Here is a 22403-nt window from a genome sequence, read left to right as displayed (position 1 = left end):
CGCCACACCACCGCCTCCGGGGGCGACCGGTCCACAGCACCTCCCAGCCCCCGCACGCAAGGGCGACCCACCTGCGTGCACTACACAATCATGTAGTCCCGTGGCGCGGACCGCCGGGGCCGGTCGACCAACCTGGAGCGCAGTAGTCCCGTACCGCGAAAGGCAGTTGTCGCGCCATGCCCCCCACCGCGCCGCATCCGCAGTCCCCCGACACCCTCCCCGGCGTCCCCGTCGTCGACATCTCGGCGACCGGTCCCGGACTCACCCCGATCCAGCAGGTCATGGACCTGATGCGCGAGCACGGGCCGGTCCTCGTGCGACGGCTGCACGGACGGGACACACTCTTCGTCTCCGACCCGGACCTGGTGGCCGACCTCGCCGACGAGGACCGGTTCGCCAAGCACATCGGGCCCGCCCTGGACAACGTCCGGGAGTTCGCCGCCGACGGACTGTTCACGGCGTACAACGACGAGCCCAACTGGGCCAAGGCGCACGACATCCTCATGCCCGCCTTCGCGCTCGGCTCGATGCGCGCCTATCACCCCGTGATGCTGAAGGTGGCCCGGCGGCTCGTCGGCGCCTGGGACCGCGGCGCCCGCACCGGGCGGCCGGTGAACGTGCCCGACGACATGACCCGTATGACCCTGGACACCATCGGCCTCGCCGGATTCGACTACGACTTCGGCTCCTTCGAACGCGACGAGCCGCACCCCTTCGTCGAGTCGATGGTCCGCTGCCTGGAATGGAGCATGAAGCGTCTGGCCCGTGTCCCGGGCCAGGACCACTCCGCGGCCGACGCCGCCTTCCGCGAGGACGCCGCCTATCTCGCCCAGGTCGTCGACGACGTCATCGCCTCCCGCGCCGGCACCGACCAGACCGACGCCGAGGACCTCCTGGGCCTCATGCTGACCGCCGCGCATCCGGCCGACGGCACCACCCTGGACACCGCCAACATCCGCAACCAGGTCATCACCTTCCTGATCGCCGGCCACGAGACGACCTCCGGCGCGATGTCCTTCGCCCTGTACTACCTGGCCAAGCACCCGACCGCGCTGGAGCTCGTACGCCGCGAGGTGGACGCCCTCTGGGGCGACGCGGCCGACCCCGAGCCGACGTACGACGAGGTCGGCCGGCTGACGTACACCCGCCAGGTCCTCAACGAGGCGCTGCGGCTGTGGCCCACGGCCGCCGCGTTCAGCCGCCACGCCCTCGAGGACACCATGCTCGGCGGCCGGATCCCGCTGCGCGCCGGACAGTTCGTGACCGTCCTCGCCCCGATGCTGCACCGGCAGTCGGTCTGGGGCGACAACCCCGAGCGGTTCGACCCCTCCCGCTTCACGCCCGAGGCGGAGGCGGCCCGCTCCGTGCACGCCTTCAAACCGTTCGGCACCGGGGAACGCGCCTGTATCGGACGGCAGTTCGCGCTGCACGAGGCGACCATGCTGCTCGCCATGCTGGTCCACCGCTACCGGCTGCACGACCACGCCGACTACCGGCTCAGGGTCAAGGAGACCCTCACCCTCAAGCCCGAGGGATTCACCCTGACCCTGGCCCCGCGCACCCCCGCGGAACGGGTGCACGGGCCGCTGCCGGGGGACATCGGGACGGCTGACGCCGAGAGCACCCCGAGCGCGGAGGCCCTGCCCGCGCGCGTACGGCCCGGCACCGCCGCCCTCTTCCTGCACGGCAGCAACTACGGCACCTGCCGCGACTTCGCCGCCCGACTCGCCGACGAGGCCGCCGCGATCGGGTGCGAGACGGAGGTCGCCGCGCTGGACGCCTACGCGGACGGCCTGCCCACCGACCGCCCCGTCGTCATCGCCGCCGCCTCCTACAACGGACGCCCCACGGACGACGCCACCGCCTTCGCCGCCTGGCTGGACTCCGAGCACGACCTGGCCGACGTCACCTACGCCGTCCTGGGCGTCGGCGACCGCAACTGGGCAGCCACCTACCAGCACGTCCCGACCCGCATCGACGACCGTCTCGCCGACCTCGGCGCCACCCGCCTCATCGACCGCACGGCCGCCGACGCGTCCGGCGATCTCACCGGCGCCGTAAGGGACTTCACGACCCGACTGCGCACCGCCCTCCTGGAGCGCCACGGCGACCCGGACGCCACCGTCCCGGACACCGAGCCGACGGCGGCCTACGAGGTGCGCACCCTGACCGGCGGCCCGCTGGACGCCCTGGCCGAGCGGCACGGGCTGGTCCCGATGAAGGTCACCGAGGCCTACGACCTCACGGCCCCCGGCCACCCGCGCCGCAAGCGGTTCCTCCGCCTCGCCCTGCCGGAGGGCACCCAGTACCGTACGGCCGACCACCTCACCGTCCTGCCGGTCAACGCCCCGGCCCTCGTCGACCGCGCCGCCACGGCCCTCGGCGCCGACCCGGACACCGTCCTGGACATCCGGGCCGCCCGCCCCCGCCGCGACGGCGTCGCCGTGGACCGGCCTGTGACGGTACGTCATCTCCTCACCCATCACGTCGAGTTGCAGGAGCGTCCGAGCGCCGGCCAACTGGCCCTGCTCGCCGCCGCCCACCCCTGCCCGCCCGAGCGCGCCGCCCTGCTGGCGACGGCGGCCGACGACCCGCGCACCCTCGTCGAGGTGATCGAGGACAACCCCGCCCTGCGCGGCGCCCTGGACTGGCCGCGGCTCCTGGAGATCCTCACCCCGCTGCGCCCGCGCCACTACTCCGTCTCCTCCTCGCCCGCGGCCGACGCGCGGCACGCGGACCTGATGGTCTCCCTGCTGGCGGCCCCCGCCCGCTCGGGCAGGGGCGAGTACCGGGGCACCGGATCCGGGTACCTCGCCGCCGTCGAACCCGGCGACACCGTGTACGCCCGCGTCCAGCCCTGCCGCGAGGCCTTCCGTGTCGACGACTGCGCCCCCGTCGTCATGATCGCCGCGGGCACCGGGCTCGCCCCGTTCCGCGGTGCGATCGCCGACCGTACGGCCGCGCTCGCCTCGGGTGCCGAACTCGCCCCCGCGCTGTGCTACTTCGGCTGCGACGCACCCGACGCCGACTTCCTGCACGACGCGGAACTGCGCGCCGCCGAGACCGCCGGAGCCGTCTCCCTGCGCCCCGCCTTCAGCGCCGCCCCGCAGGGCGAGGTGCGCTTCGTGCAGCACCGCATCGCCGCCGAGGCCGAGGAGGTCTGGGGCCTGCTCGGCGCGGGAGCCCGCGTGTACGTCTGCGGCGACGGTTCACGGATGGCGCCGGGTGTCCGGGAGGCGTTCCGTACGCTGTACCGGAAGCACACGGCGGACGCCGGCGAGGCGGCCGCCGGGGAATGGCTCGACGGGCTGATCGCGGACGGGCGCTACGTCGAGGACGTGTACGCGGCGGGCTGACCGAAGCGTGGCGAAGGGGAGAGGCGGGCGCACGGTGGTGGACTCCTGGGCACGGGCTCGGCGCATCCTGGAGGAGGCGGGCCTGCCACCCGGACACCTCGTGCACCTGCGTCCGCTGACCGGCGGCACCTACAACACGGTCGAGGAACTCGTCCTCGCCGACGGCGGCCGCTATGTGCTGAAGGTGCCTCCCGCCGAGACCGTCCCGGGACTGAGCCACGAACGCCGACTCCTCGTGGCGGAGGCCGAGTTCTACCGCGGGGCCGCCGAGGCGGACGTGCCGGCGCCCCGGGTCGTGATCCTCGGACGGGAGGATCTGCTGATGACGGCCGTCCCCGGCGATCCCTGGGACGGCCGGCTCACCGGCGCCGAACAGACAGGCCTGCGTACGGAGTTGGGCCACCAGGTGGCCCGCCTCCACGGTGTGACCGGCCCCGCCTTCGGCTACCCGTCGGGCGCCCTCGGCCCACTCGCCCCCGACTGGCGGACCGCGTTCACGGGCATGCTCGACGCGGTCCTCGAAGACGCCCGCCGCTACGGTGCCGAACTGCCCCGCCCCGCCGACGAGGTGGCGGACGCGCTCCGCCCCGCGTACGGCGCGCTCGACGAGGTGACCGTCCCGCGCCTCGTCCACTTCGACCTGTGGACCGGCAACATCCTGGTGGAGCGTACGGAGGGCGGCGCCCGGATCGGCGGGCTCATCGACGGCGAGCGCATGTTCTGGGGCGACCCCCTCGCCGACTTCGTCTCCCTCGCGCTGCTGGGCGACATCAGGACCGACGAGGCGTTCCTGGCCGGCTACCGGGAGGAGGGCGGCCGCGCCGAGTTCGATGAGGCGGCCCGCCTCCGTTACGCCCTCTACCGGGCCTATCTCCACCTGATCATGCTCGCCGAGACGGTCCCGAGGGAGATGGGCGAGGGCGATCGGCGGTGGCGACAGGAAGCGGTTGCGCCGGAACTGCTCGCCGCATTGGCCGAGATCGCGGAGCTCTCATAGTTCACATCGTGAATTAAGGGGTCGTGGAAAGTGCGTCCGCAGCGGTATGTTGCAGGTCGGACAGGGTTCGAAGGGGGCCATACATGGCAGGGCGGAACGGGCGCACGGTACGCGATCTGAGGCGGGCCAACCGCACGGCCGTGCTGCAAAGGCTCTACTTCGACGGCCCGCTCAGCCGCTTCGAGCTCGGCCCGGCCACGGGCCTGAGCTCCGGCTCGGTGAGCAACGTCGTCGCCGACCTGGTCGCCGACGGCCTGCTGGAGGAGGCCGGCAGCGTCGACTCCGACGGCGGCCGCCCCCGCACCCTGCTGCGGGTGGCGCCCGGCAGCGGCCACATGATCGGCGTCGACGTCGGCGAGACCCGGGTGCGGATCGAGCTGTTCGACCTGACCCTCACCGAACTCGCACGCGCCGAACGCCCGTTGACGCGGCAGGGCTACGACGTCGAGGTCATCGTCGGCCACATCCGCGACGGCGTCGCCGAGGTCCTCGACACCGCCGGCATCGCCCCCGACCACCTCCTCGGCGTCGGCATCGGCGTCCCCGGCATCGTCGAGCACACCCCGGACCGGGGCGCCGTCGTGCACGGGCAGACGATCGGCTGGGACGCGGTCCCGCTGGAGGAACTGCTCCGCTCCACCTCCCGGCTGCCCGACACCGTCCGGTACTTCATCGACAACGGTGCCAAGACGCTGGGCCAGGCCGAGATGTGGTTCGGCGGTGGGCGCGGCGCGCACAACGCGGTCGTCGTCCTCTTCGGCTCCGGCGTCGGCGCGTGTCTCGTCACCCCCGAGGTCGACAACGGGCGGGCGGTCGAATGGGGTCATCTGACGGTACGGGTCAGGGGACGCCGCTGCCGGTGCGGTGCGCTGGGCTGCCTGGAGGCGTACGCGGGCGCCGAGTCGCTGCTCGACCGCTGGCGCGAGGAGGGCGGACGGCCGCCCGAGGGTGCCGACGAGGAGACCGCGCTGACCGCCATGCTGGCCGCCGCGTACCCGGCCGAGGGCGGTGCGCCCGACCCGGTGGCACTGGCCGTGCTGGAGGAGACCGCCGAGTACCTGGGCGCCGGCCTCTCCGACCTCATCAATCTCTTCCAGCCCGAGCGCATCCTCATCGGCGGCTGGGCCGGCCTCCAGCTGGGTACCCGCTTCCTGCCGGCCGTACGCCGTCACGCCTCCTCCTACGCCCTGCGCCACCCGGCCGAGAAGGTCACCATCGAGCTCGGCAGGCTCGGCCCCGACGCGGTCACCGTCGGCGCCGCGATCCTGCCGCTGGCCGACTTCTTCGCCCGCGGCGGCCGCCGTCCCGAGCCCGCGCCCGAAGGGCCGCACCCGGCCTGGCGCACCGCGCTGGAGGAGCGGGCTCCGCACTGAGGTTTCGCCGGTGGGGGGAGAGGTACCCGCGAGTCGCCCGGACCACGCGAAGGGAGGACGCCATGGCCGACTACCACGGCAAACGCCCCGGAGATGAGCCCGTACCGCGGGACATGCCGGACCAGCAGGCGGGCGAGGGCGAGGACCCCTGGGACGCGGATCCCGAGGCGGCCGACACGGGAGAACCCGACGCCGAGGTCCCCGACACCGACGAGGCGGGCACCGGCCGCCAGGGCGCACCGCGCCAGGCGGGCGCCCAGTCCGAGCAACCGGTACCGGAGGAGCCCACCGGCTGACTTCGGCCGTGCGCCGCCTCCTTAACCGCCCGCATATGCGCCTGTGCCGTCCCGGGACGGCACAGGCGCCGGTCTGTCTCAGCCCACCTTCCGCCCCCGCAGCGGTTCCGTGCTCGCTCCCGCGCCCTGCTGGAGGCCCTTGAGGAACTCCTCCAGCACCTCGTTCGCCGTGTGCTCGGGATTCCAGCGCAGTTCCGTACGGGCGCGGGTGCAGTCCATCAGCGGGAGGCGCAGGACCGCGTCGAAGAGGTGCGGGGAGGCCGGGAGGAGGTGGAGCCCCCAGGCGGCGGCGAGTGCCGAGCGGGCCGCGGTGCGGGGCAGCCGGACGCGGCGGGTGCCGAGCATCTCGCCGAGCAGTTCCGCGTCGACCGGCGGCTCGGCCGCCAGGTTGAAGGCGCCGCGCAGATCGCAGTGGACCGCGAGGCGGTACGCCTTGGCCGCGTCGTCCGTGTGCAGGGCCTGGACCCGCAGTCCGGGGATGTCGGGCAGGAACGGCAGGAGCTCCGGACGGGCCAGCGGACCCGGCAGGAAGCGGCCGCCGAAGATCCGGCGCTGTTCGCTCGCCGACTCCCGCTTGAACAGGAACGCCGGCCGCATCCGCACCACCCGCACCTCGGCGTGATCACGCTCGAAGGTGTCCAGGGCCCGCTCCAGATACGCCTTCTCCCGGCAGTACGCGGCATCCGGCCAGCCGTGCGTGGGCCACGACTCGTCCACGGCCTCGTCCTTCGGCCCCGGCGAGTACGCGCCGACCGACGACGCGTGCACCAGCGCGGGCACCCCGGCGGCGGCCACCGCCTCGAAGACCCGGATGGAGCCCAGCACGTTGGTCCGCCAGGTCGCCGCCGGATCGTGCGTCGGCTGGAACGCCCAGGCCAGGTGCACCACCGCGTCCGCGCCCGCGAACTCCTTCTCCAGATCCGCCTGCTGCGACGACAGGTCCACCGCGGACCAGTCCGTCTTCGGCTGCGACCAGTCGGGGATCCGGCGCGCCAGCCCCAGCACGGAGTCGACCTCCGGATCCTCCGACAGCAGACGCACCACACTCGTGCCGACGTTTCCGGTGGCGCCCGTGACAACGATCCTGCTCACGTCCGGCTCCTCTCGGGCTTGCCCAGCGACGGGGCGGACCGAGTACCCGGGCGGAGAGGATGCAACGCCGTACTTGCGCCTCCAGCATGGTTCATACGACTGACGCATGAGGCCGGGTAGGGTTGGCGGGGTGGGACTGTCCTTGGGAGAACGTGTGAGGTCTTCGGTCGCCGCGCTGATGCACGCGACGGGTGAGTCGCAGGCGGAGGTCGCCGTCGCGCTCGGGGTGAGCCAGGCGCAGGTGAGCCGCCGTCAGTCCGGCAGCGCCGCCTGGAGCCTGGCCGACTGCGACGCGCTCGCCGCGCACTTCGGCATCGACGTGCTCGATCTGCTCGCCGGGCCGACCCGGGCCTGCGAGACGCTGCCCGTGCGGCGGCGCCGGGCCGCGGGACCGACGGCGGTGACTCGATGACGGACTTCGAGGCGATCGACGCGCTCCTGGCGGGCGCCCGCCAGGAGGTGCCGCTGCCACCGGCCGACGTGCGGCGTGAGCTGCGGGAGAGCCTCAACCTCTCCCGGTCCCAGGTGGCCCAGGCGCTCGGTGTCAGCCCCTCCACCGTCGGTGGCTGGGAAGCGGGGCGGGACCCGGGCGGGGCCGTGCGCGAGAAGTACGCCTACTTCCTGGAGGGGGCGCAGGCCAAACTGGCGGCGGAGACGGGGGAGGCGGCCGGGACACCGGGCGCCGAGCACGTCGTGGAGCCGGAGACCGAGGCCGACGAGGCCGACGAGTCCCGTGCCGGGACCGGCGAGACGGGTGAGCCGGACGAGGTCGAGGCCCTGTCGGCTCCCCGGCCGTGCGTCCTGTGCGGTATGCCCGCCCGGCACCAGGTCGCGGGCTTCCCCCAGCATCTGGATCCCGCCGACTGCGGTACACCGGCGCCGGATCCCGTGGCGTCGCCGGTCGCTCCGCCCCGGCGCGAGGAGCCGGCCCCGGCCGAGGGCCGCACACCGGCCCCCGCGCGGCGCGACCGCGCCGCCGGTCCGGTCCGCGTCGTCCCCGTCGGACGCCGTATGCAGACCGCCTCGCAGGAACCGGATCTGATCGGCGCCGCGGTGGCCGCCGCCCTGGAGAAGCACGACGGCGACCTGGAGGCGGCGACCGCGGCCCTGGTCAAGCGGGCCATCCCGGACGCCATGGCGCTGCTGGACGAGACCCGCAAGGGCGGTCGCTACGACGTCGTGGCGCACCCCTGGATCCCGGACGTGCTGCGCAAGCAGTCGGCCCGCGGCGCGGACCGGATCTGGGAGGCCCGCCCCAAGTGGGCGCGGACCGAACTCCCCTCCGGTGCCCACGAGGTGACCGCCCTCGACATCAACGGCGCCTACCTGTCGGCGCTCAAGACCCATCTGCCGATCGGACAGTTGGAACACTCCACCGGCTTCGACCACGACCGACGCCGGGCCGGCGTCCATCTGATCACCCCCTCCGAGTGGGACCACGACGCCCACCTGCCCAACCCGATCGGCAACCGCGACGAGCCCGGACCGCTCTGGGTCACCGAACCGACCCTGCGCCTGCTGCTGCGCCTGTCGGGTCCCAAGTACGGGCTGTGCGACCCGCCGGAGATCCACGAGTCGTTCACCTCCGGCGCGACCGAGAGTCTCCTGGAGAAGTTCCGCGTCGCGCTGAAGGACGCCCGGGACCGGGCGATCGCCGAGGACGACGAGGTGACGCTGGAGTACGTGAAGGCGATGTACTCCAAGTTCGTCTCCACCATGGGCGAGTCGAACTACAACCGGGAGCTCTACCGCCCCGACTGGATGCACCTCATCCGCTCCCAGGCCTTCGCCAACCTCTGGATGAAGGCCTACAAGGCCCACGAGGAGGGCCTCATGGTCGTCCGCGCCATGGGCACCGACGAGTTGCACGTCATCGGCGACTGGCGACGGGTCTTCCCGGAGGGCCGCGGGGTCTCCGACGTGAAGGTCAAGGAGACGTACACCGTCGGCGAGGACGTCGACCCCACGGCCGCGGGGGAGGGGGAAGACTGACGGTGAGCACCGTGATCGACTTCTTCGTGGCGCCGGACGACACGTCGGCCGCCATGACGCTGCGGGCCCGGCCGGGGTCCGCCCACGAGTCGCTCCCCCTCGGTAACTTCGACGTCGAGGAGGCCGTGGTCGAGTGGGAGTGCCTCCTCGTCGGCGGCACGTTCGCGGACCTCGTGGAGGCCGGGGAACCCCGTACGGTCGCCGACCGGGTCGAGGACGAGTGCCTCGTGTTCGCGCTCTCGCCCCGGCTGTGCGCCGCACTCGCCGCGGCCGGGGAGTCCCGGCTCCGTGAGGTCGCCGTCTCGTGGGTGGCCTTGCGGGCGCGGGACGGCGAGGTCTTCGACGCGCAGACCGCCCACGGGATCGTGGGCGGTCTGGCGGTTCTCGCCGACAGTGCCCGACGTCGCGAGCAGGGCCTCTACTGTCGGGTCGGGTAGCGCCCGGGTCAGGCCTGGAACGCGTTCACGCCCGTCAGTTCCGCCGACAGCTCCCACAGCCGGGCGGCCTGCTCCGGGTCGGTCGCCCAGGCCTTGACCCCGCCGCTCTGGTCGCCGTCGACAGCGGGCTCGGCGATGTCGCAGTCCTCCAGGTAGACGCCGCCGAGGCCTTCGAGCTGAGGTGAGGTCGCCGCCCACACCTGGGTGGCCGCGCCCTGTTCCGGGGTCTTGAAGCCCTCGGGGTTGAGGAAGGCGCCGTCCTCGTCGATCCAGCCGCGCTCGACCATCTCGGCCTTGGGGATGTGGCGTTGGAGCGGGGTGAAGATGCCGCCGGGGTGCAGCGAGAAGGCGCGGACACCGGATTCACGGCCGAGCCGGTCCAGGTGGACGGCGAACAGGACGTTCGCCGTCTTGGCCTGTCCGTAGGCCTGCCACTTGTCGTAGTTGCGCGTCCACTGGACGTCGTCCCAGCGCATGCCCGAGAAGTGGTGGGCGCGGGACGAGACGGAGACGACCCGGGCGTTGGGCGCGATCGCCGGCCACAACCGGTTGACCAGCGCGAAGTGTCCGAGGTGGTTGGTGGCGAACTGCGCCTCCCAGCCGGGGCCGACCCGCGTCTCCGGGCACGCCATGACGCCGGCGTTGTCGATCATGAAGTCGATACGGCGGCCCGAGGCGAGGAACCGCTCGGCGAAGGCGCGCACGCTGTCCAGGTCGCCGAGGTCCAGCTCGTCCACCTCGACGCCGTCGATGTCCGCCACGGCCTCCCGGGCGGCCGCGGGCCGGCGGGCCGGGACGACCACCCGGGCGCCCGCCTTGGTGAGCGCACGCGTGGTCTCCAGGCCGAGTCCCGAGTAGCCACCGGTGACGACCGCGAGCTTGCCGGTGAGGTCGAGGCCGGCGAGAACGTCGTCGGCGGTGCTGCGGGCGTCGAAGCCCGATCCGATCTTGTGCTGTGCAGTGCTCATGCCGGGAACGCTACGAATTGGAGTGCGCTCGAAGTCAAGCGGAGCCTTCCGGGGAAGGGTCCGGGCAGAGGAAAGCCCCGACCGGACGGGGGAATCACGGTCGGGGCGGCTCTGATGTGGGCGCGGATGGCGGTCGCCTCTCGGCGAAAGGCTCCACAGGGCTTCAGCCGAACGATCGTCCCTGTGGGCAAAAGGTGAGGCCCGGGGACACTGTCCCATCCGCACCCACGTGTGGTTCAACGGGCAACCACCCTTGGGTGTTCCCCGGCCTGTCGCGTTATGACGTGATCTGCGTCACCGCTCGGACGACAGCCGGGCGAACGGGCTGTCCGCGAGGGAAGCGAGCAGCTGGGCGGGGTCGTCGTAGACCGTCTCCGCTCCCGCCTCCACCAGGTCCGCGCGCGGGATGCCGCCGCACAGCACGCCCACGCAGCACACCCCGGCCCGGCTGCCCGCCTTCATGTCCCACACGGTGTCGCCGACGAACAGCGCGCGCTCGGGCGGTACGCCCGCCAGTTCCAGGGCGTGTTCGACGGGCTCCGGTGCCGGCTTGCCCTCGGTGACGTCGTCGGCGCTCGCGGTGGCGGTGATGGCGTCGTCGGCGCCGATGGCGCGGCGCAGCGCGGAGAGTTCCGCACCGCCCGCCGAGGTCGCCAGCACCACCGTCCAGCCCTCGTGCTCGAGGCGCCGCAGCAGCCGCCCCGCGTCGCGCAGCGCGGGCAGCCGGTCGAAGTACTGGCCGTAGAGGGCCTTGTGGGCGGAGCTCAGCGCGTCCGCCTCCCGCTTCGCCCGGTGCTCGCCGATCAGGTGGGCGACGAGGTCCTCGGAGCCGAGGCCCACCGCCCGGTGGATGGCGTGCATGGGCACGTCATGACCCGCTTGGCGGAACGCCTCCCACCAGGTCGCCACATGAAGATGGTTGGTGTCGACCAGTGTTCCGTCGACGTCGAACACCGCCGCGCGTTCCATATTCCGTCCTCCTCGCACCGCATCGCACACCGCGGCGCACGAGTACCACGTCAGGGGCCGGTCACTCCGGCGGGCACCCGGCGTTCCCGGGTCCAGGCCAGCAGCTCCTCCAGGGACCAGGCGGTGACCACACGCTCGTCGGGAACCCCGCACTCCTCGGCCCGGGCGCAGCCGAGGATCTGCCAGTCGAGCTGGCCGGGCGCGTGCGCGTCGGTGTCGACGGAGAACAGCACGCCGGCCGCCACGGCCTGCCGCAGCAGCCGCCGGGGCGGGTCGAGCCGCTCGGGCCGGCTGTTGATCTCCACGGCGGTGCCCGACTCGGCGCACGCCGCGAACACCTCCCCGGCGTCGAACTCCGACTCGGGCCGGCCCTTGCCGGTGACCAGCCGTCCGGTGCAGTGGCCGAGGACGTCCGCGTGCGGATTGCGTACGGCGGCCACCATGCGGCGGGTCATCGAGCGGGCGTCCATGCGCAGCTTGGAGTGCACGGAGACGACCACGACGTCGAGCCGCTGGAGCAGCTCCTCGTCCTGGTCGAGCGAACCGTCGTCGAGGATGTCGCACTCGATGCCGGTGAGCAGCCGGAAGGGCGCCCAGTCGGCGTTCAGTTCCGCGACCACGTCCAGCTGCTCGCGCAGTCGCTCGGGGGACAGGCCGCGGGCCACGGTCAGCCGCGGGGAGTGGTCGGTCAGCACCGCCCACTCGTGCCCGAGCTCGGCCGCCGTCCGGCCCATCTCCTCGATGGGGCTGCCGCCGTCCGACCAGTCGGAGTGCAGATGGCAGTCGCCCCGCAGCAGCGCCCGCAGCCGCTGCCCGCCCCGCACGGCCGGCCCGGCGGGCGCCTCCCGCTCCAGCTGGTCCAGATACCCCGGCACCTGTCCGGCGAGCGCCTCACGTGCCACGTTCGCCGTCTTCGGCCCGACTCCCTTGAGCGACTCCAGCGTCCCGGCCTCCGCCCGCTCGCGCACCTCCCCCTCGGGCAGTGCCGCCAGCACCCGGGCAGCCGTACGGAAGGCGCGTACGCGGTACGTCGGCGCCAGGGACCGCTCCAGCAGGAAGGCGATCCGGTCCAGTGCCTCGACGGGGTCCATCGCCACCTCCTCCTCCAGGGTTCCCCAGCCGTGCGGGGCTCGCACGGCGGACACGGGGGTGCCTTTGCCCTCTCATGTCCCTCTTGCGCAATGCGTTCTACGCTCTATGGCATGACCGAAATCGCGAGCCCGTACATCTCGAATCCGCGCATCCTGGTGCTCGGGGTGCAGCCCGGTACCCCGCCGTTCCGGATCGTGGAGATCGACGGAGAGGTGGTCGGTGAGGCGAAAGCCGTCACCGATGTGCTGGAGGCCGCCGCCGCGTGGGGCATCACGGTCCACGACCTCGACGACCCGGACGTGGTGCGCTGGGTGGGCGGGGACAAGTTCACCTGGACCCGGCACTAGGAACCAGGGCCCGTCAGGGGTGTGCGGGACGTTTCGGTCCTCGCCGAAGCGTTCGGTTTCTAAGCTCCCCTCATGGAAGATCCCGGAGAGCTGCTCGCCGTCCTCGCCGCTGGCCTCGGTGCCGGTGCCGTCAACGCGGCCGTCGGGTCGGGGACGCTGATCAGCTTTCCGGTGCTGCTCGCGGTAGGCCTGCCGCCGGTCACGGCCGCGGTCTCCAACGCGCTCGGCCTGATCCCCGGTTCGATCAGCGCGGCCATCGGATACCGGCGGGAACTGGCGGGCCAGCGCCGGCGCATCCTCACGTGGAGCGCCGGTGCCCTGGTGGGCGGCCTGACGGGTGCCACGCTCCTGCTCGCCCTGCCGGCCTCGGCGTTCGAGCGGATCGTGCCGGTCCTGGTGGGTCTCGCGCTGGTGCTGGTCGTCCTCCAGCCGCTCATCGGCCGGCGGCTGCGCGACCGACGTGCCCGCGAAGGCCGCACCGCGCCCGCCGACGGCGGCCCGCCGCTGATCGTGGGACTGACGCTGGCCAGCGTCTACGGCGGCTACTTCTCCGCCGCCCAGGGAATCATCTACGTCTCCCTGATGGGACTGCGCCTCGACGACGGCCTGCAGCGCCTCAACGCCGTCAAGAACGTCCTCGTCGCCGTCGTCAACACCGTCGCCGCGCTCTTCTTCCTCGTCGTCGCCGACTTCGACTGGACCGCCGTCGCCCTGCTCGCGGTCGGCTCCGCCGTGGGCGGGCAGGCCGGAGCGGCCGCGGGCCGCCGTCTCCACCCGGCGGTCCTGCGCGGACTGATCGTGGTGGTGGGTACGGCGGCCATCGTCCAGTTGTCCGTCCGCTGACGTCAGCGGTGCACCGCCCGGCTCAGCCGCCGCCCCAGCAGGACGTAACCGATCAGTGCCCCGGTGGTGTTGAGGATGACGTCGTCGATGTCGAAGGCCCGCCCGGTGATCATCGCCCCCTGGGCGAACTCCACCAGCAGCATCACGACAGCCGTCAGCAGAAGCACGCGCAGGACACCACGGGTTTGCGGGGCGACCACGGGGACCAGCACGCCGAACGGTATGCCCAGCAACAGGTTGCCGCCGATCTGCTTGCCGGCGTCCCGCAGTTCCGGCTGATCGAGGTAGGCCCGCAGGGAACGGCCCGGGTGCAGATTGGTGTGGGTGAGCGCCTCCGACGCGGGCGAGGGCTCCAGAGTGAGCCGGGCCAGCACGACGGCGAACGCCACCATGAACGCGAACGCGGCCACCATCGCCACGAAGCGGCGGACGAGGGCGAGGAAGCTGCGCTTCTCCTCCGGAGCGGTCGTCTCCTTGGTGGTCCTTTCCTTCGGGGCCCTCTTCTTCGGGGCCCTCTTCTTCGGATCGGTCCCGGACTTGGCGGACTCCGGCTCGGCCGTCCCTGTCTTCGCGGTCCCGGTCTTGCCGGTGCGCAGGCGGAACGCGGAACGCGGACGTAAGGCTGTACGGGCCATGCGGTCCTCCAGTCTTCAACTTCCCTGCGACGTAAGGCGATTACCCGCGATCGAGCCGACAATGCGGCCGCGCCCCGGCGGGTCGGGAGCACCCGCGGTTTCCCGTCGTGCGGGCGGGGCACTCCGGGACGGCGGTCCCGGCGGTACCGCTCGCCGGGGCGCTCGCCGTGGGTGTGGCACCCGGCTTCGCCGACGTGGTGGCCCACGCCGTGAACGAAGCCGGGTCCGGGGGTGTCGTCGTCGCCTCCGTGCACTGGACGCCGGTCGGAGTGCTGCTCGGACTCGTCGCGACGGCGCCGCCCGTGGGCCTCGCCGCCGTGGCGGTCACCCGCCCGAAGCCGCTCGCCGCACCGGGCTGGGCGCTGTCGCCGCGGCGCCTGCGGTCCGGGCACATCGGGGACTACGTGGCCTGGTTGCCGGTCGGCGCCGGACTGCTCGGCGCCCTGGCCCTGCCGGGCATCCTGACCTCCTGATCAGGTCGCGAAGGAGACGGTCAGGTCCCGAACGACACGCGCACCTCCTTGAAGCCGAGGGAGGTCAGCAGGCCTTCGAGCATGTCGGTGGTGTTGGCCTCGGCGCGTTTGGTCAGGCCGCTGTCCTTCGCCGCGTCACCGATGTGCTTCGTCGCCAGCTTCTGCACGGCCTGTTCGCCGTTCGGGTTGTCCGAGAACAGGTCGCCCAGCCGGTCCAGGAGGCCCCGCTGCTTGGACACCGCGTAGGAGCGGTCGGTGTCCAGGGCGGGCTTGCCCAGCTGCGCGTGCGGCAGATGCAGCGTGGCCGTCGTGCGGTCCTCGTTGACCGTCACGTCGTCCTTGGCCACCTTGCCGAGGTCGACATACGCGTCGACGGTGCCCGCCCCGACGTACAGGGTGCGGGTGCCGCGGATCGCGTCGGGCAGGTACTTGGCGTCCTTCTCCAGGTCCACGACCACCTGGAAGTTGCCGGAGGCGGCGTCGTAGCGGCTGAGGTCCTGGATGGACTCCAGCAGTGCGGGGCCCGAACGGTCATGCGTCTCGGTGCCGAACAGGTCCTTGAGGCCCGGGAGCACGCTCAGCCGGATACCGGCGAAGAACACGATGAGTACCAGTACGACGGCGCTCACCAACTTCGCCCAGCCGGGCATGCGCTTGGACATGCGCCTGATGGGAGTCGTCATGTGACGGCCCTCCTTCCTGCTGTTCGAATGCCCTCCAAAACCCTTGTCAGACCGGAGTGTTGGCCGATTGCCACCGCTGACGGAGGCATGGGCGGCGCACTAGCGTGGTAAGCCTTCCCAACCGGCGCTTCTGGAGACCCGGATGAGTCCAGACAGCACGACCCGGCCGCTCTGCCCCATGCACCGCATCAGCCTCCCCGAGCACGGGCCGCCCCGCCTCGGCACCCTCGCGACCGGCACCCCGGTGTGGCTCGTGACCCGGTACGCCGAGGTGCGCCAGGTGCTCATGGACCCGCGGTTCGACCGGAGCTCCCTGCACGCCCCGAACGCCCCGCCCCTGCTCGTCGTCCCCAACCTGCTCGACGACCCCAACGGCCTGATCAACCAGGACGGACCCGCCCACCAGCTGCTGCGCGGCACCGTGCAGCGGGCGTTCACCCCGCGGGCCATCGCCCGCTGGCGGCCCTGGGTGGGCTCGGTGGTCGCCTCGCTCCTCGACGACTTCGCCGCACAGCCGCAACCGGCCGACATCATCGAGGGATTCACCCGGCCGCTGCCCGTGTCGGTGATCTGCCGGCTGATGGGCCTGGACCACGTGGACCGCGAACGGATCCGGCACTGGGCCGACCACGCCCTGTCCGGCGGCGCGCACCAGGCGGGTGAAGTGGTCGAGGCGATGACGGAGTTCGGCATGTTCGCCGCCGGGCTGGTCGCCGAGCGGCGCAAGGAGCCGGGCGACGACCTGGTGAGCGGCCTCGTGGCAGCCGGCGACGAGCTGGGCATCGAGGAGCGGCGGCTGATCACCCTGGTCTGCGGGCTGGTCGTGGCCGGACACGAGACCACCATGACCTCGCTCGGCAACGCCGTCGTCCACCTCCTCACCGACGGACGGGACGGCTGGCCGCTGCTCGCCCGCGACGAGGAGTCCGCGGCGGTCGCCGCCGAACAACTGCTGCGCACCGTCCCGCTCAGCGAGGGAAAGGTGCTGCCGGGCCTGATCCGGCGCGCGGTCGAGGACGTCGAGGTCGGCGGGGTGCTGATCCCCGCGGGCGGTGTGGTCGCCCTCCAGACCAACACCGCGAGCCGCGACCCCGACGTCTTCCCGCCGGGCCCGCCCGACCTCTCCGCCCCCCTGACCGCGCCGAGCATCACCTTCGGCGCCGGCCCCCACCACTGCCTCGGCGCCTGGCTCGCCCGCCTGGAACTCGAGCTCTCCCTGCACCAGTTGGCCGTGCGCTTCCCGGGGCTCCGGGCCGAGTTCACTCCGGAGACGATCGAATGGCGGGTGGGGCAGATGACACGCAGTCCGCTGCATCTCCCCGTGTCGTGGTGAGCCACGATAGAGTTGAACGCGTTCAAATCGTGGCGCGAGGAGGTAATCGTGGGGGCGGGCTTCCTCATCGTCCCGTTGTGGATCTACCTGATGATCGCCGTGCCGTTCTGCGCCCTGGTCGGTTCGAGGTCGTCCTCGAGGGCCGGCTGGCTGATGGCGGTCGCGCTGGTCTTCCTGCCCCTGTCCCTGGTGATCGGCCTCATCCCGGCCTGAGTTCGCGATCGCCCGAGGGTCTGGACCACCACACCCCCTCCCCGTGCGTCAGTCCCGGCAGCCGTAGCTCGACCTCGCGCACCCGCCTGGCCGCGATCTCGCCTGTGATCACCCACGACGTGCTCCCGCCCGTCGTACCGGTGAACTCGGCGCCGAGCGCCGCGAGATGGGCGGTGACCGGGGCCAGCGCGTCCAGCGGGACCTCCGTCTCGAAGGCGTGGTACGGCTCGTACAGCCGGGTCCGCGCCCGCTCCAGGGCCCGGCGCAGCACGTACGGGGTGAGTCCGCGGAAGTCCGCGGCCGTGCTCAGCGGCGCGACGAAGCCGGACCGGACGAGGGTCACCCGGTAGTCCGTCACGGCTGCCCCGAAGAGCCCGGTCCGCATGCTGGTGTGGACCGTCTCCTCGATGGCCGAGTGGAACGCCCGGGGGAGTGCGCCGAGTTCCGTCTCGTACGTGAACACCCCGCCGGAACCACGCGGTCCCGGCTCCACCCGCAGCCCGATCGTCGCCCAGAAGCGGGTGCCGTCGAGCCACGGGCACTCCTCACCGGCCTCGCCGACCCCGCGCGGCCGCTCCAGGAACCGGACCCGCCCGGGTGCGAAGTCGGCCTCGACACCGAAGTCCTGCGCGAGGGTCGCGGCCAGGACCTCCATCTGGACCTCGCCGTACAGCAGGAGCGCGGTGGTGCCGGCGTCCGTCGGGCGGGCGTGGATCAGCGGGTCCTGGTCGGCGAGGGTGAGGAGCGCGGAGCGCAGGCGGGCGGCCTGCTCGGGGCGCCGGGCGCTGACCTCGGTCTCCAGGGTCGGGGGTGCGAACTGCGGCGCTCGGTCCGTGAGTTCGCCGAGCCGGTCGCCGACGCGGACACCCGCGAGACCCGTGAGCGCCGCGATGTTCCCGGCGGTGAGCGGGCCGCTGCCGCCGCCGGTCACGTCGAGGCGTGTCACCCGGCCGGACACCTCACGGGTCCCGCCGTCGGCGTCGCGCCGCCGGAACGTCAGCCGTTGACGTTCCGTCACCTCACCGTCGTAGAGCCGGAGATACGCCGTGCGCTCGCCGCCGGGTCCCGGCCGGACGGCGAACACCGTGCCGCGAGGGGTGGTGCTCCCGGTCGTCGGTGCGGGCGGGATCAGCCGGACCACGCTCTCGACCAGGCCGGACACACCCTGGCCGCCGAGGGCCGAGCCGAACAGGACGGGGTGGAAGGAGCCGTCGGCCGTGTGGGCGGCGAGGGCCTTGTGCAGGTCGTCCGGTGTGGGCGCGGGGCCGTCCACGACGGCCGCGAGGAGGTCCGGGTCGAGGTCGGCGAGGGCTTCGGCCAGTGCGTCGCCGTGGCGCAGGGGTGTCACGCGGGCGTCCGGCGTGCCGATGCCCCGGACCCCGCCGATCGGCGCGACATGCGGGGTCAGCTTGCGGCGGATGTCCTGGAGCAGGCCCTCGGCGCGGGCCCCCGGCCGGTCGATCTTGTTGACGAAGACGAGCGTGGGCAGCCGCAGCCGGCGCAGGGTGCGCATCAGGACGCGGGTCTGCGCCTGGACGCCCTCCACGGCGGACAGCACCAGGACCGCCCCGTCCAGGACCTCCAGGGCGCGCTCGACCTCGGCGATGAAGTCCGAGTGCCCGGGGGTGTCGATGAGATTGATCCGGGTGTCGTCGACGGTGAACGCGGCGACCGCGGAGCGGATGGTGATCCCGCGCCGCCGCTCGATGGCGCCGTCGTCCGTTCGGGTGTCACCGGCGTCGACGCTGCCGAGCCGGTCGATCGTGCCGTGGTCGAACAGCAGCCGCTCGGTGAGGCTGGTCTTACCGGCGTCGACGTGGGCCAGAATTCCGATGTTCAGGGTGTGCATACGGGGTCGCGTCCTCGAGAACCGTGGGCCTGTGGAAGGGCTGGTGGATTCCGAGGAGTCGGCGCATGCGGGTGGTCCTGACGTGAGGGAACACGGACGTCGCCATCATGGCCTGAGCCGGGTGCGGCGCCGCAACCGAATTTCCCGGTCAGTAGCATGGCTCCGGCAGCCCGAAATGATCATGCTAGGAGTGGATCGTGCGAGACATCGCCGTGTTCAGCGGTAGTGCCCACCCCGAGCTGGCGGCGGAGGTCTGCGCACACCTGGGGGTGCCGCTGAGCCCCACGCGGGTCAGCCGGTTCGCCAACGACTGTCTGGAGGTGCAGCTCCAGGCCAACTGCCGGGAGCGGGACGTCTTCCTCATCCAGCCGCTGGTCAAGCCGGTCCAGGAGAACCTCGTCGAGCTGCTGCTGATGTGCGACGCCGCCCGCGGGGCCTCGGCCCGCCGGATCACCGTCGTCATGCCGCACTACTCCTACGCCCGCTCCGACAAGAAGGACGAGCCCCGTATCTCGCTGGGCGGACGGCTCGTCGCCGACCTGCTGGTGTCGGCCGGCGCGAGCCGTGTCCTCGCCATGACGCTGCACTCGCCGCAGGTGCACGGGTTCTTCTCGGTCCCGGTCGACCATCTGCACGCGCTGCGCGAACTGGCCGCGCACTTCCAGCAGTACGACCTCTCCCGCACCACCGTCGTCTCCCCGGACCTCGGCAACGTCAAGGAGGCCGCCGCTTTCGCCCGGCTGATCGGCGCGCAGGTGGCGGCCGGGGCCAAGCAGCGGTTCGCGGACGACCGGGTCAGCATCAACTCCGTCATCGGCGAGGTCACCGACCGGGATGTCATCGTGCTGGACGACGAGATCGCCAAGGGCAGCACCGTACTGGAACTCCTGGAACGGCTGCGGGAGTTGAAGCCGCGCTCGATCCGGATCGCCTGCACGCACGGTCTGTTCGCGGCGGGCGCGCTCAAGCGGATCGGCGAGCAGCCCGACATCCTGGAGATCGTCTGCACCAACACCGTGCCGGTGCCCGAGGAGGAGCGCACGGAGAAGCTGCGGATCCTGTCCATCGCCCCCGCGCTCGCCGAGGCCGTGCGGCGCATTCACAACGGCGAGTCCGTCAGTGCCCTGTTCGACGCGCCGCGGAGCGAATAGACATGGAGGGGTAGCCGGGTGACGCCCGGCATCACTCAGGTGACCTGGAGGCCCCAGTGGCTAAGGCGAAGTTCGAGCGGACCAAGCCGCATGTGAACATCGGCACCATCGGGCACATCGACCACGGCAAGACCACGCTCACCGCGGCCATCACGAAGGTGCTGCACGACAGGTATCCGGACCTGAACCCGTTCACGCCCTTCGACCAGATCGACAAGGCGCCCGAGGAGCGGCAGCGCGGCATCACCATCTCGATCGCGCATGTCGAGTACCAGACCGAGCACCGGCACTACGCGCACGTCGACTGCCCGGGTCACGCCGACTACATCAAGAACATGATCACCGGCGCGGCCCAGATGGACGGTGCGATCCTGGTCGTCGCGGCCACCGACGGGCCGATGCCGCAGACCAAGGAGCACGTCCTGCTCGCCCGGCAGGTCGGTGTGCCGTACATCGTCGTCGCCCTGAACAAGACGGACATGGTGGACGACGAGGAGATCCTCGAGCTCGTCGAGCTGGAGGTGCGCGAGCTGCTCACCGAGTACGAGTTCCCCGGCGACGACGTGCCCGTGATCCAGGTGTCGGCGCTCAGGGCGCTGGAGGGCGACGAGCGGTGGGCCCGGTCGGTGCTCGATCTGCTGGACGCGGTCGACACGGCGGTCCCCGAGCCGCAGCGCGACGTGGACAAGCCGTTCCTGATGCCGATCGAGGACGTCTTCACAATTACCGGGCGCGGCACGGTCGTCACCGGCCGGATCGAGCGCGGGGTGCTGCACGTCAACAAGGAGGTCGAGATCATCGGCATCCACGAGCAGAAGACGAGGACCACCGTCACCGGCATCGAGATGTTCCGCAAGCTCCTCGACGAAGGCCGGGCGGGGGAGAACGTGGGGCTGCTGCTGCGCGGCATCAAACGGGAGGACGTCGAGCGCGGACAGGTCGTGATCCAGCCGGGCACGGTCACCCCGCACAAGGAGTTCGAGGCACGCGCGTACGTTCTGTCCAAGGACGAGGGCGGCCGGCACACGCCGTTCTTCGACAACTACCGCCCGCAGTTCTACTTCCGTACGACGGACGTCACCGGTGTGGTGACCCTGCCCAAGGGCACCGAGATGGTCATGCCGGGCGACAACACGACGATGCTGGTGCAGCTGATCCAGCCCATCGCCATGGAGGAGGGGCTGAAGTTCGCCATCCGTGAGGGCGGGCGGACCGTGGGCGCCGGTCAGGTCACCAAGATCCTCAAGTAGACGCCTTCACAGCGAGCCGGACGTGGCCTCGGACTGCCCCAGGGCCGCGTCCAGCGTCGGGTGGGCGGGCAGCAGCCGGTGCAGGCCGGTGACCCGCATGATGCGCAGGGTGAGGGGATCGGTGCAGACCAGGTGTAACCGGCCGTCGTGGTCGAGGACCCGGGTGCGGGCGCGGTAGAGCAGGCGCAGTCCGGAGCAGTCGAAGAACTCGACCTGCCCGAGGTCGATCACGATCCGGGCGCCGTCGCGTCCGGTGACCCGGTCCAGGTACGGGACGATCTCCAGCGCCGCCGCGATGTCGATCTCGCCGCGGAACTCCAGCACGGTGTGTCCGCGGTCCTGGTGGATACGCAGATGCCGACTCAGCGGTGCAGGTTCCTGCTGCACGACGACATCGCCTCCAACCAGCTCCTCAAGCCGCGGGTTCGCAGGTCACCGGGGGCCGGGGTGACATCGTGCAGCGAGCGTACGAGCGCAGCCGTGTCCCCGGGTCCCGAGTGAGCGCAAATCCTTGCCCCGCACTGCAAGTTACCCTCGATGGAGTGAATTTGAGCATGTTCGATTGACATATGTCTGTGAATTCAGAAGCGGCCTTATGACAAGGCGTGCCAGGCCCTGGTCAGCGACTGACGGAACTGCTCGGTCTGGTGCGTGGTGAGATCGCGGACCATCCGCTCCTCCAGCTCCCGCACGGGCTCCTCGTGCCGGGCGAGCAGCTCGCGGCCGGCGTCGGTGAGCAGGATCAGCAGCTCCCGGCGGTTGCGCGGATTCCGCTCCCGGCGCACCAGTCCGCGGTTCTCCAGCGACCGTACGAGATCGGCGATGGACTGGGCGGTGACGAACGAGTCGCGGGCCAGCTGTGCCGCCGACAGCCCGTCGTGCCGCTCCAGGACCGTCAGGGCGGTGTACTGCAGCGCCGTGATCCCGGACGGCTTGACCAGCTCGTCGAGGTGGGAACGGACGACGAGTTCCACTTGTTTGACCATGTAGAGCAGTGACGGGGTCGCCTTGGTCGCCTGGGTCTCGAGCATGAGTTCAGCCTAGAGCATTGACA

23 protein-coding genes are annotated in these 22403 nt (G+C 71.9%); 14 read left to right on the top strand and 9 right to left on the bottom strand.

Features of this window, described 5'->3' with window-relative positions:
• The first annotated feature begins 176 nt into the window (after positions 1-176).
• The 4 genes from ACIOHP_RS41220 to ACIOHP_RS41205 all read left to right on the top strand — a co-directional run bounded on the left by ACIOHP_RS41220 (position 177) and on the right by ACIOHP_RS41205 (position 6022).
• A complete protein-coding gene (locus tag ACIOHP_RS41220; RefSeq protein WP_401895518.1) occupies positions 177-3356 on the top strand; it encodes a cytochrome P450 in 3180 nt (1059 codons plus the stop codon).
• 34 nt (positions 3357-3390) lie between these two features.
• The gene (locus tag ACIOHP_RS41215; protein WP_401895623.1) at positions 3391-4353 is read left to right on the top strand and encodes a phosphotransferase family protein; all 963 of its coding nucleotides are present in this window, start codon (positions 3391-3393) and stop codon (positions 4351-4353) included.
• 83 nt (positions 4354-4436) lie between these two features.
• Complete coding sequence (locus tag ACIOHP_RS41210) at positions 4437-5726, top strand: ROK family transcriptional regulator (RefSeq protein WP_361549874.1); 1290 nt, start codon at positions 4437-4439, stop codon at positions 5724-5726.
• Between the two features lie 62 nt (positions 5727-5788).
• On the top strand, positions 5789-6022 hold the full coding sequence (locus tag ACIOHP_RS41205; protein WP_361549876.1) for a hypothetical protein: 234 nt from the start codon (positions 5789-5791) through the stop codon (positions 6020-6022).
• Between the two features lie 78 nt (positions 6023-6100).
• Here the strand turns inward: ACIOHP_RS41205 and ACIOHP_RS41200 are convergent, their stop codons facing one another.
• A complete protein-coding gene (locus tag ACIOHP_RS41200) occupies positions 6101-7114 on the bottom strand; it encodes an SDR family oxidoreductase (RefSeq protein WP_401895516.1) in 1014 nt (337 codons plus the stop codon).
• Between the two features lie 106 nt (positions 7115-7220).
• On the opposite strand from ACIOHP_RS41200, the gene ACIOHP_RS41195 reads away from it, so the two are divergent.
• The 3 genes from ACIOHP_RS41195 to ACIOHP_RS41185 are packed head-to-tail and all read left to right on the top strand — an operon-like array spanning position 7221 to position 9543.
• On the top strand, positions 7221-7526 hold the full coding sequence (locus tag ACIOHP_RS41195; protein ID WP_401895515.1) for a helix-turn-helix domain-containing protein: 306 nt from the start codon (positions 7221-7223) through the stop codon (positions 7524-7526).
• The gene (locus tag ACIOHP_RS41190; protein WP_401895514.1) at positions 7523-9106 is read left to right on the top strand and encodes a helix-turn-helix domain-containing protein; all 1584 of its coding nucleotides are present in this window, start codon (positions 7523-7525) and stop codon (positions 9104-9106) included. Before ACIOHP_RS41195 ends, ACIOHP_RS41190 begins: the two co-directional genes overlap by 4 nt.
• A gap of 2 nt (positions 9107-9108) precedes the next feature.
• Complete coding sequence (locus ACIOHP_RS41185; protein ID WP_401895513.1) at positions 9109-9543, top strand: hypothetical protein; 435 nt, start codon at positions 9109-9111, stop codon at positions 9541-9543.
• A gap of 8 nt (positions 9544-9551) precedes the next feature.
• Here the strand turns inward: ACIOHP_RS41185 and ACIOHP_RS41180 are convergent, their stop codons facing one another.
• The 3 genes from ACIOHP_RS41180 to ACIOHP_RS41170 form a co-directional block, all read right to left on the bottom strand.
• Complete coding sequence (locus ACIOHP_RS41180; RefSeq protein ID WP_401895512.1) at positions 9552-10511, bottom strand: SDR family NAD(P)-dependent oxidoreductase; 960 nt, start codon at positions 10509-10511, stop codon at positions 9552-9554.
• Positions 10512-10805: 294 nt separating this feature from the next.
• The gene (locus ACIOHP_RS41175; RefSeq protein ID WP_401895511.1) at positions 10806-11480 is read right to left on the bottom strand and encodes an HAD family hydrolase; all 675 of its coding nucleotides are present in this window, start codon (positions 11478-11480) and stop codon (positions 10806-10808) included.
• Between the two features lie 50 nt (positions 11481-11530).
• A complete protein-coding gene (locus tag ACIOHP_RS41170) occupies positions 11531-12571 on the bottom strand; it encodes a PHP domain-containing protein (RefSeq protein ID WP_401895622.1) in 1041 nt (346 codons plus the stop codon).
• Positions 12572-12682: 111 nt separating this feature from the next.
• Here ACIOHP_RS41170 and ACIOHP_RS41165 point away from each other — a divergent pair, with 111 nt between their 5' ends.
• Both ACIOHP_RS41165 and ACIOHP_RS41160 read left to right on the top strand, forming a co-directional pair.
• On the top strand, positions 12683-12919 hold the full coding sequence (locus tag ACIOHP_RS41165; protein ID WP_046256887.1) for a hypothetical protein: 237 nt from the start codon (positions 12683-12685) through the stop codon (positions 12917-12919).
• Between the two features lie 72 nt (positions 12920-12991).
• Positions 12992-13762: a sulfite exporter TauE/SafE family protein gene (locus ACIOHP_RS41160; protein ID WP_361549890.1), complete on the top strand. Its 771-nt coding sequence runs from the start codon at positions 12992-12994 to the stop codon at positions 13760-13762.
• 2 nt (positions 13763-13764) lie between these two features.
• On the opposite strand, the gene ACIOHP_RS41155 is transcribed toward ACIOHP_RS41160, so the two are convergent.
• Complete coding sequence (locus ACIOHP_RS41155; RefSeq protein WP_401895510.1) at positions 13765-14397, bottom strand: VanZ family protein; 633 nt, start codon at positions 14395-14397, stop codon at positions 13765-13767.
• Between the two features lie 107 nt (positions 14398-14504).
• Here ACIOHP_RS41155 and ACIOHP_RS41150 point away from each other — a divergent pair, with 107 nt between their 5' ends.
• Positions 14505-14870, top strand: coding sequence for a hypothetical protein (locus tag ACIOHP_RS41150; protein ID WP_401895508.1), 366 nt, complete (start codon positions 14505-14507; stop codon positions 14868-14870).
• 20 nt (positions 14871-14890) lie between these two features.
• Here the strand turns inward: ACIOHP_RS41150 and ACIOHP_RS41145 are convergent, their stop codons facing one another.
• The gene (locus tag ACIOHP_RS41145; protein WP_307022909.1) at positions 14891-15553 is read right to left on the bottom strand and encodes a DUF4230 domain-containing protein; all 663 of its coding nucleotides are present in this window, start codon (positions 15551-15553) and stop codon (positions 14891-14893) included.
• A 142-nt stretch (positions 15554-15695) separates the two neighbouring features.
• On the opposite strand from ACIOHP_RS41145, the gene ACIOHP_RS41140 reads away from it, so the two are divergent.
• Complete coding sequence (locus ACIOHP_RS41140) at positions 15696-16886, top strand: cytochrome P450 (RefSeq protein WP_401895506.1); 1191 nt, start codon at positions 15696-15698, stop codon at positions 16884-16886.
• A gap of 48 nt (positions 16887-16934) precedes the next feature.
• Positions 16935-17099 (top strand): hypothetical protein, encoded by a 165-nt coding sequence (locus ACIOHP_RS41135; RefSeq protein ID WP_351685697.1) that lies wholly within the window; start codon positions 16935-16937, stop codon positions 17097-17099.
• On the opposite strand, the gene otr(A) is transcribed toward ACIOHP_RS41135, so the two are convergent.
• Entirely contained in the window at positions 17086-18948 is a 1863-nt protein-coding gene (otr(A), locus tag ACIOHP_RS41130; protein ID WP_401895503.1) for a tetracycline resistance ribosomal protection protein Otr(A), read from the bottom strand. The genes ACIOHP_RS41135 and otr(A) overlap by 14 nt on opposite strands.
• Before the next feature lie 197 nt (positions 18949-19145).
• Between otr(A) and ACIOHP_RS41125 the strand changes: the two genes are divergently transcribed.
• Both ACIOHP_RS41125 and tuf read left to right on the top strand, forming a co-directional pair.
• On the top strand, positions 19146-20099 hold the full coding sequence (locus ACIOHP_RS41125; RefSeq protein WP_361549900.1) for a ribose-phosphate diphosphokinase: 954 nt from the start codon (positions 19146-19148) through the stop codon (positions 20097-20099).
• Between the two features lie 56 nt (positions 20100-20155).
• On the top strand, positions 20156-21349 hold the full coding sequence (gene tuf, locus ACIOHP_RS41120; protein ID WP_361549902.1) for an elongation factor Tu: 1194 nt from the start codon (positions 20156-20158) through the stop codon (positions 21347-21349).
• Positions 21350-21355: 6 nt separating this feature from the next.
• Here tuf and ACIOHP_RS41115 read toward each other — a convergent pair whose 3' ends face one another.
• Together ACIOHP_RS41115 and ACIOHP_RS41110 are read right to left on the bottom strand one after the other, a co-directional pair.
• Positions 21356-21736 carry an anti-sigma factor antagonist gene (locus ACIOHP_RS41115; RefSeq protein ID WP_361549904.1) on the bottom strand — a complete coding sequence of 127 codons (381 nt, stop codon included), beginning with the start codon at positions 21734-21736 and terminating at the stop codon, positions 21356-21358.
• Between the two features lie 206 nt (positions 21737-21942).
• Complete coding sequence (locus tag ACIOHP_RS41110; RefSeq protein ID WP_401895501.1) at positions 21943-22380, bottom strand: MarR family winged helix-turn-helix transcriptional regulator; 438 nt, start codon at positions 22378-22380, stop codon at positions 21943-21945.
• Positions 22381-22403: the final 23 nt, after the last annotated feature.

The organism is Streptomyces sp. NPDC087859 (genome assembly GCF_044742595.1).
GTDB classification, from domain to species: domain Bacteria; phylum Actinomycetota; class Actinomycetes; order Streptomycetales; family Streptomycetaceae; genus Streptomyces; species Streptomyces canus_F.
This window is presented reverse-complemented; position numbering and strand designations above follow the sequence as displayed.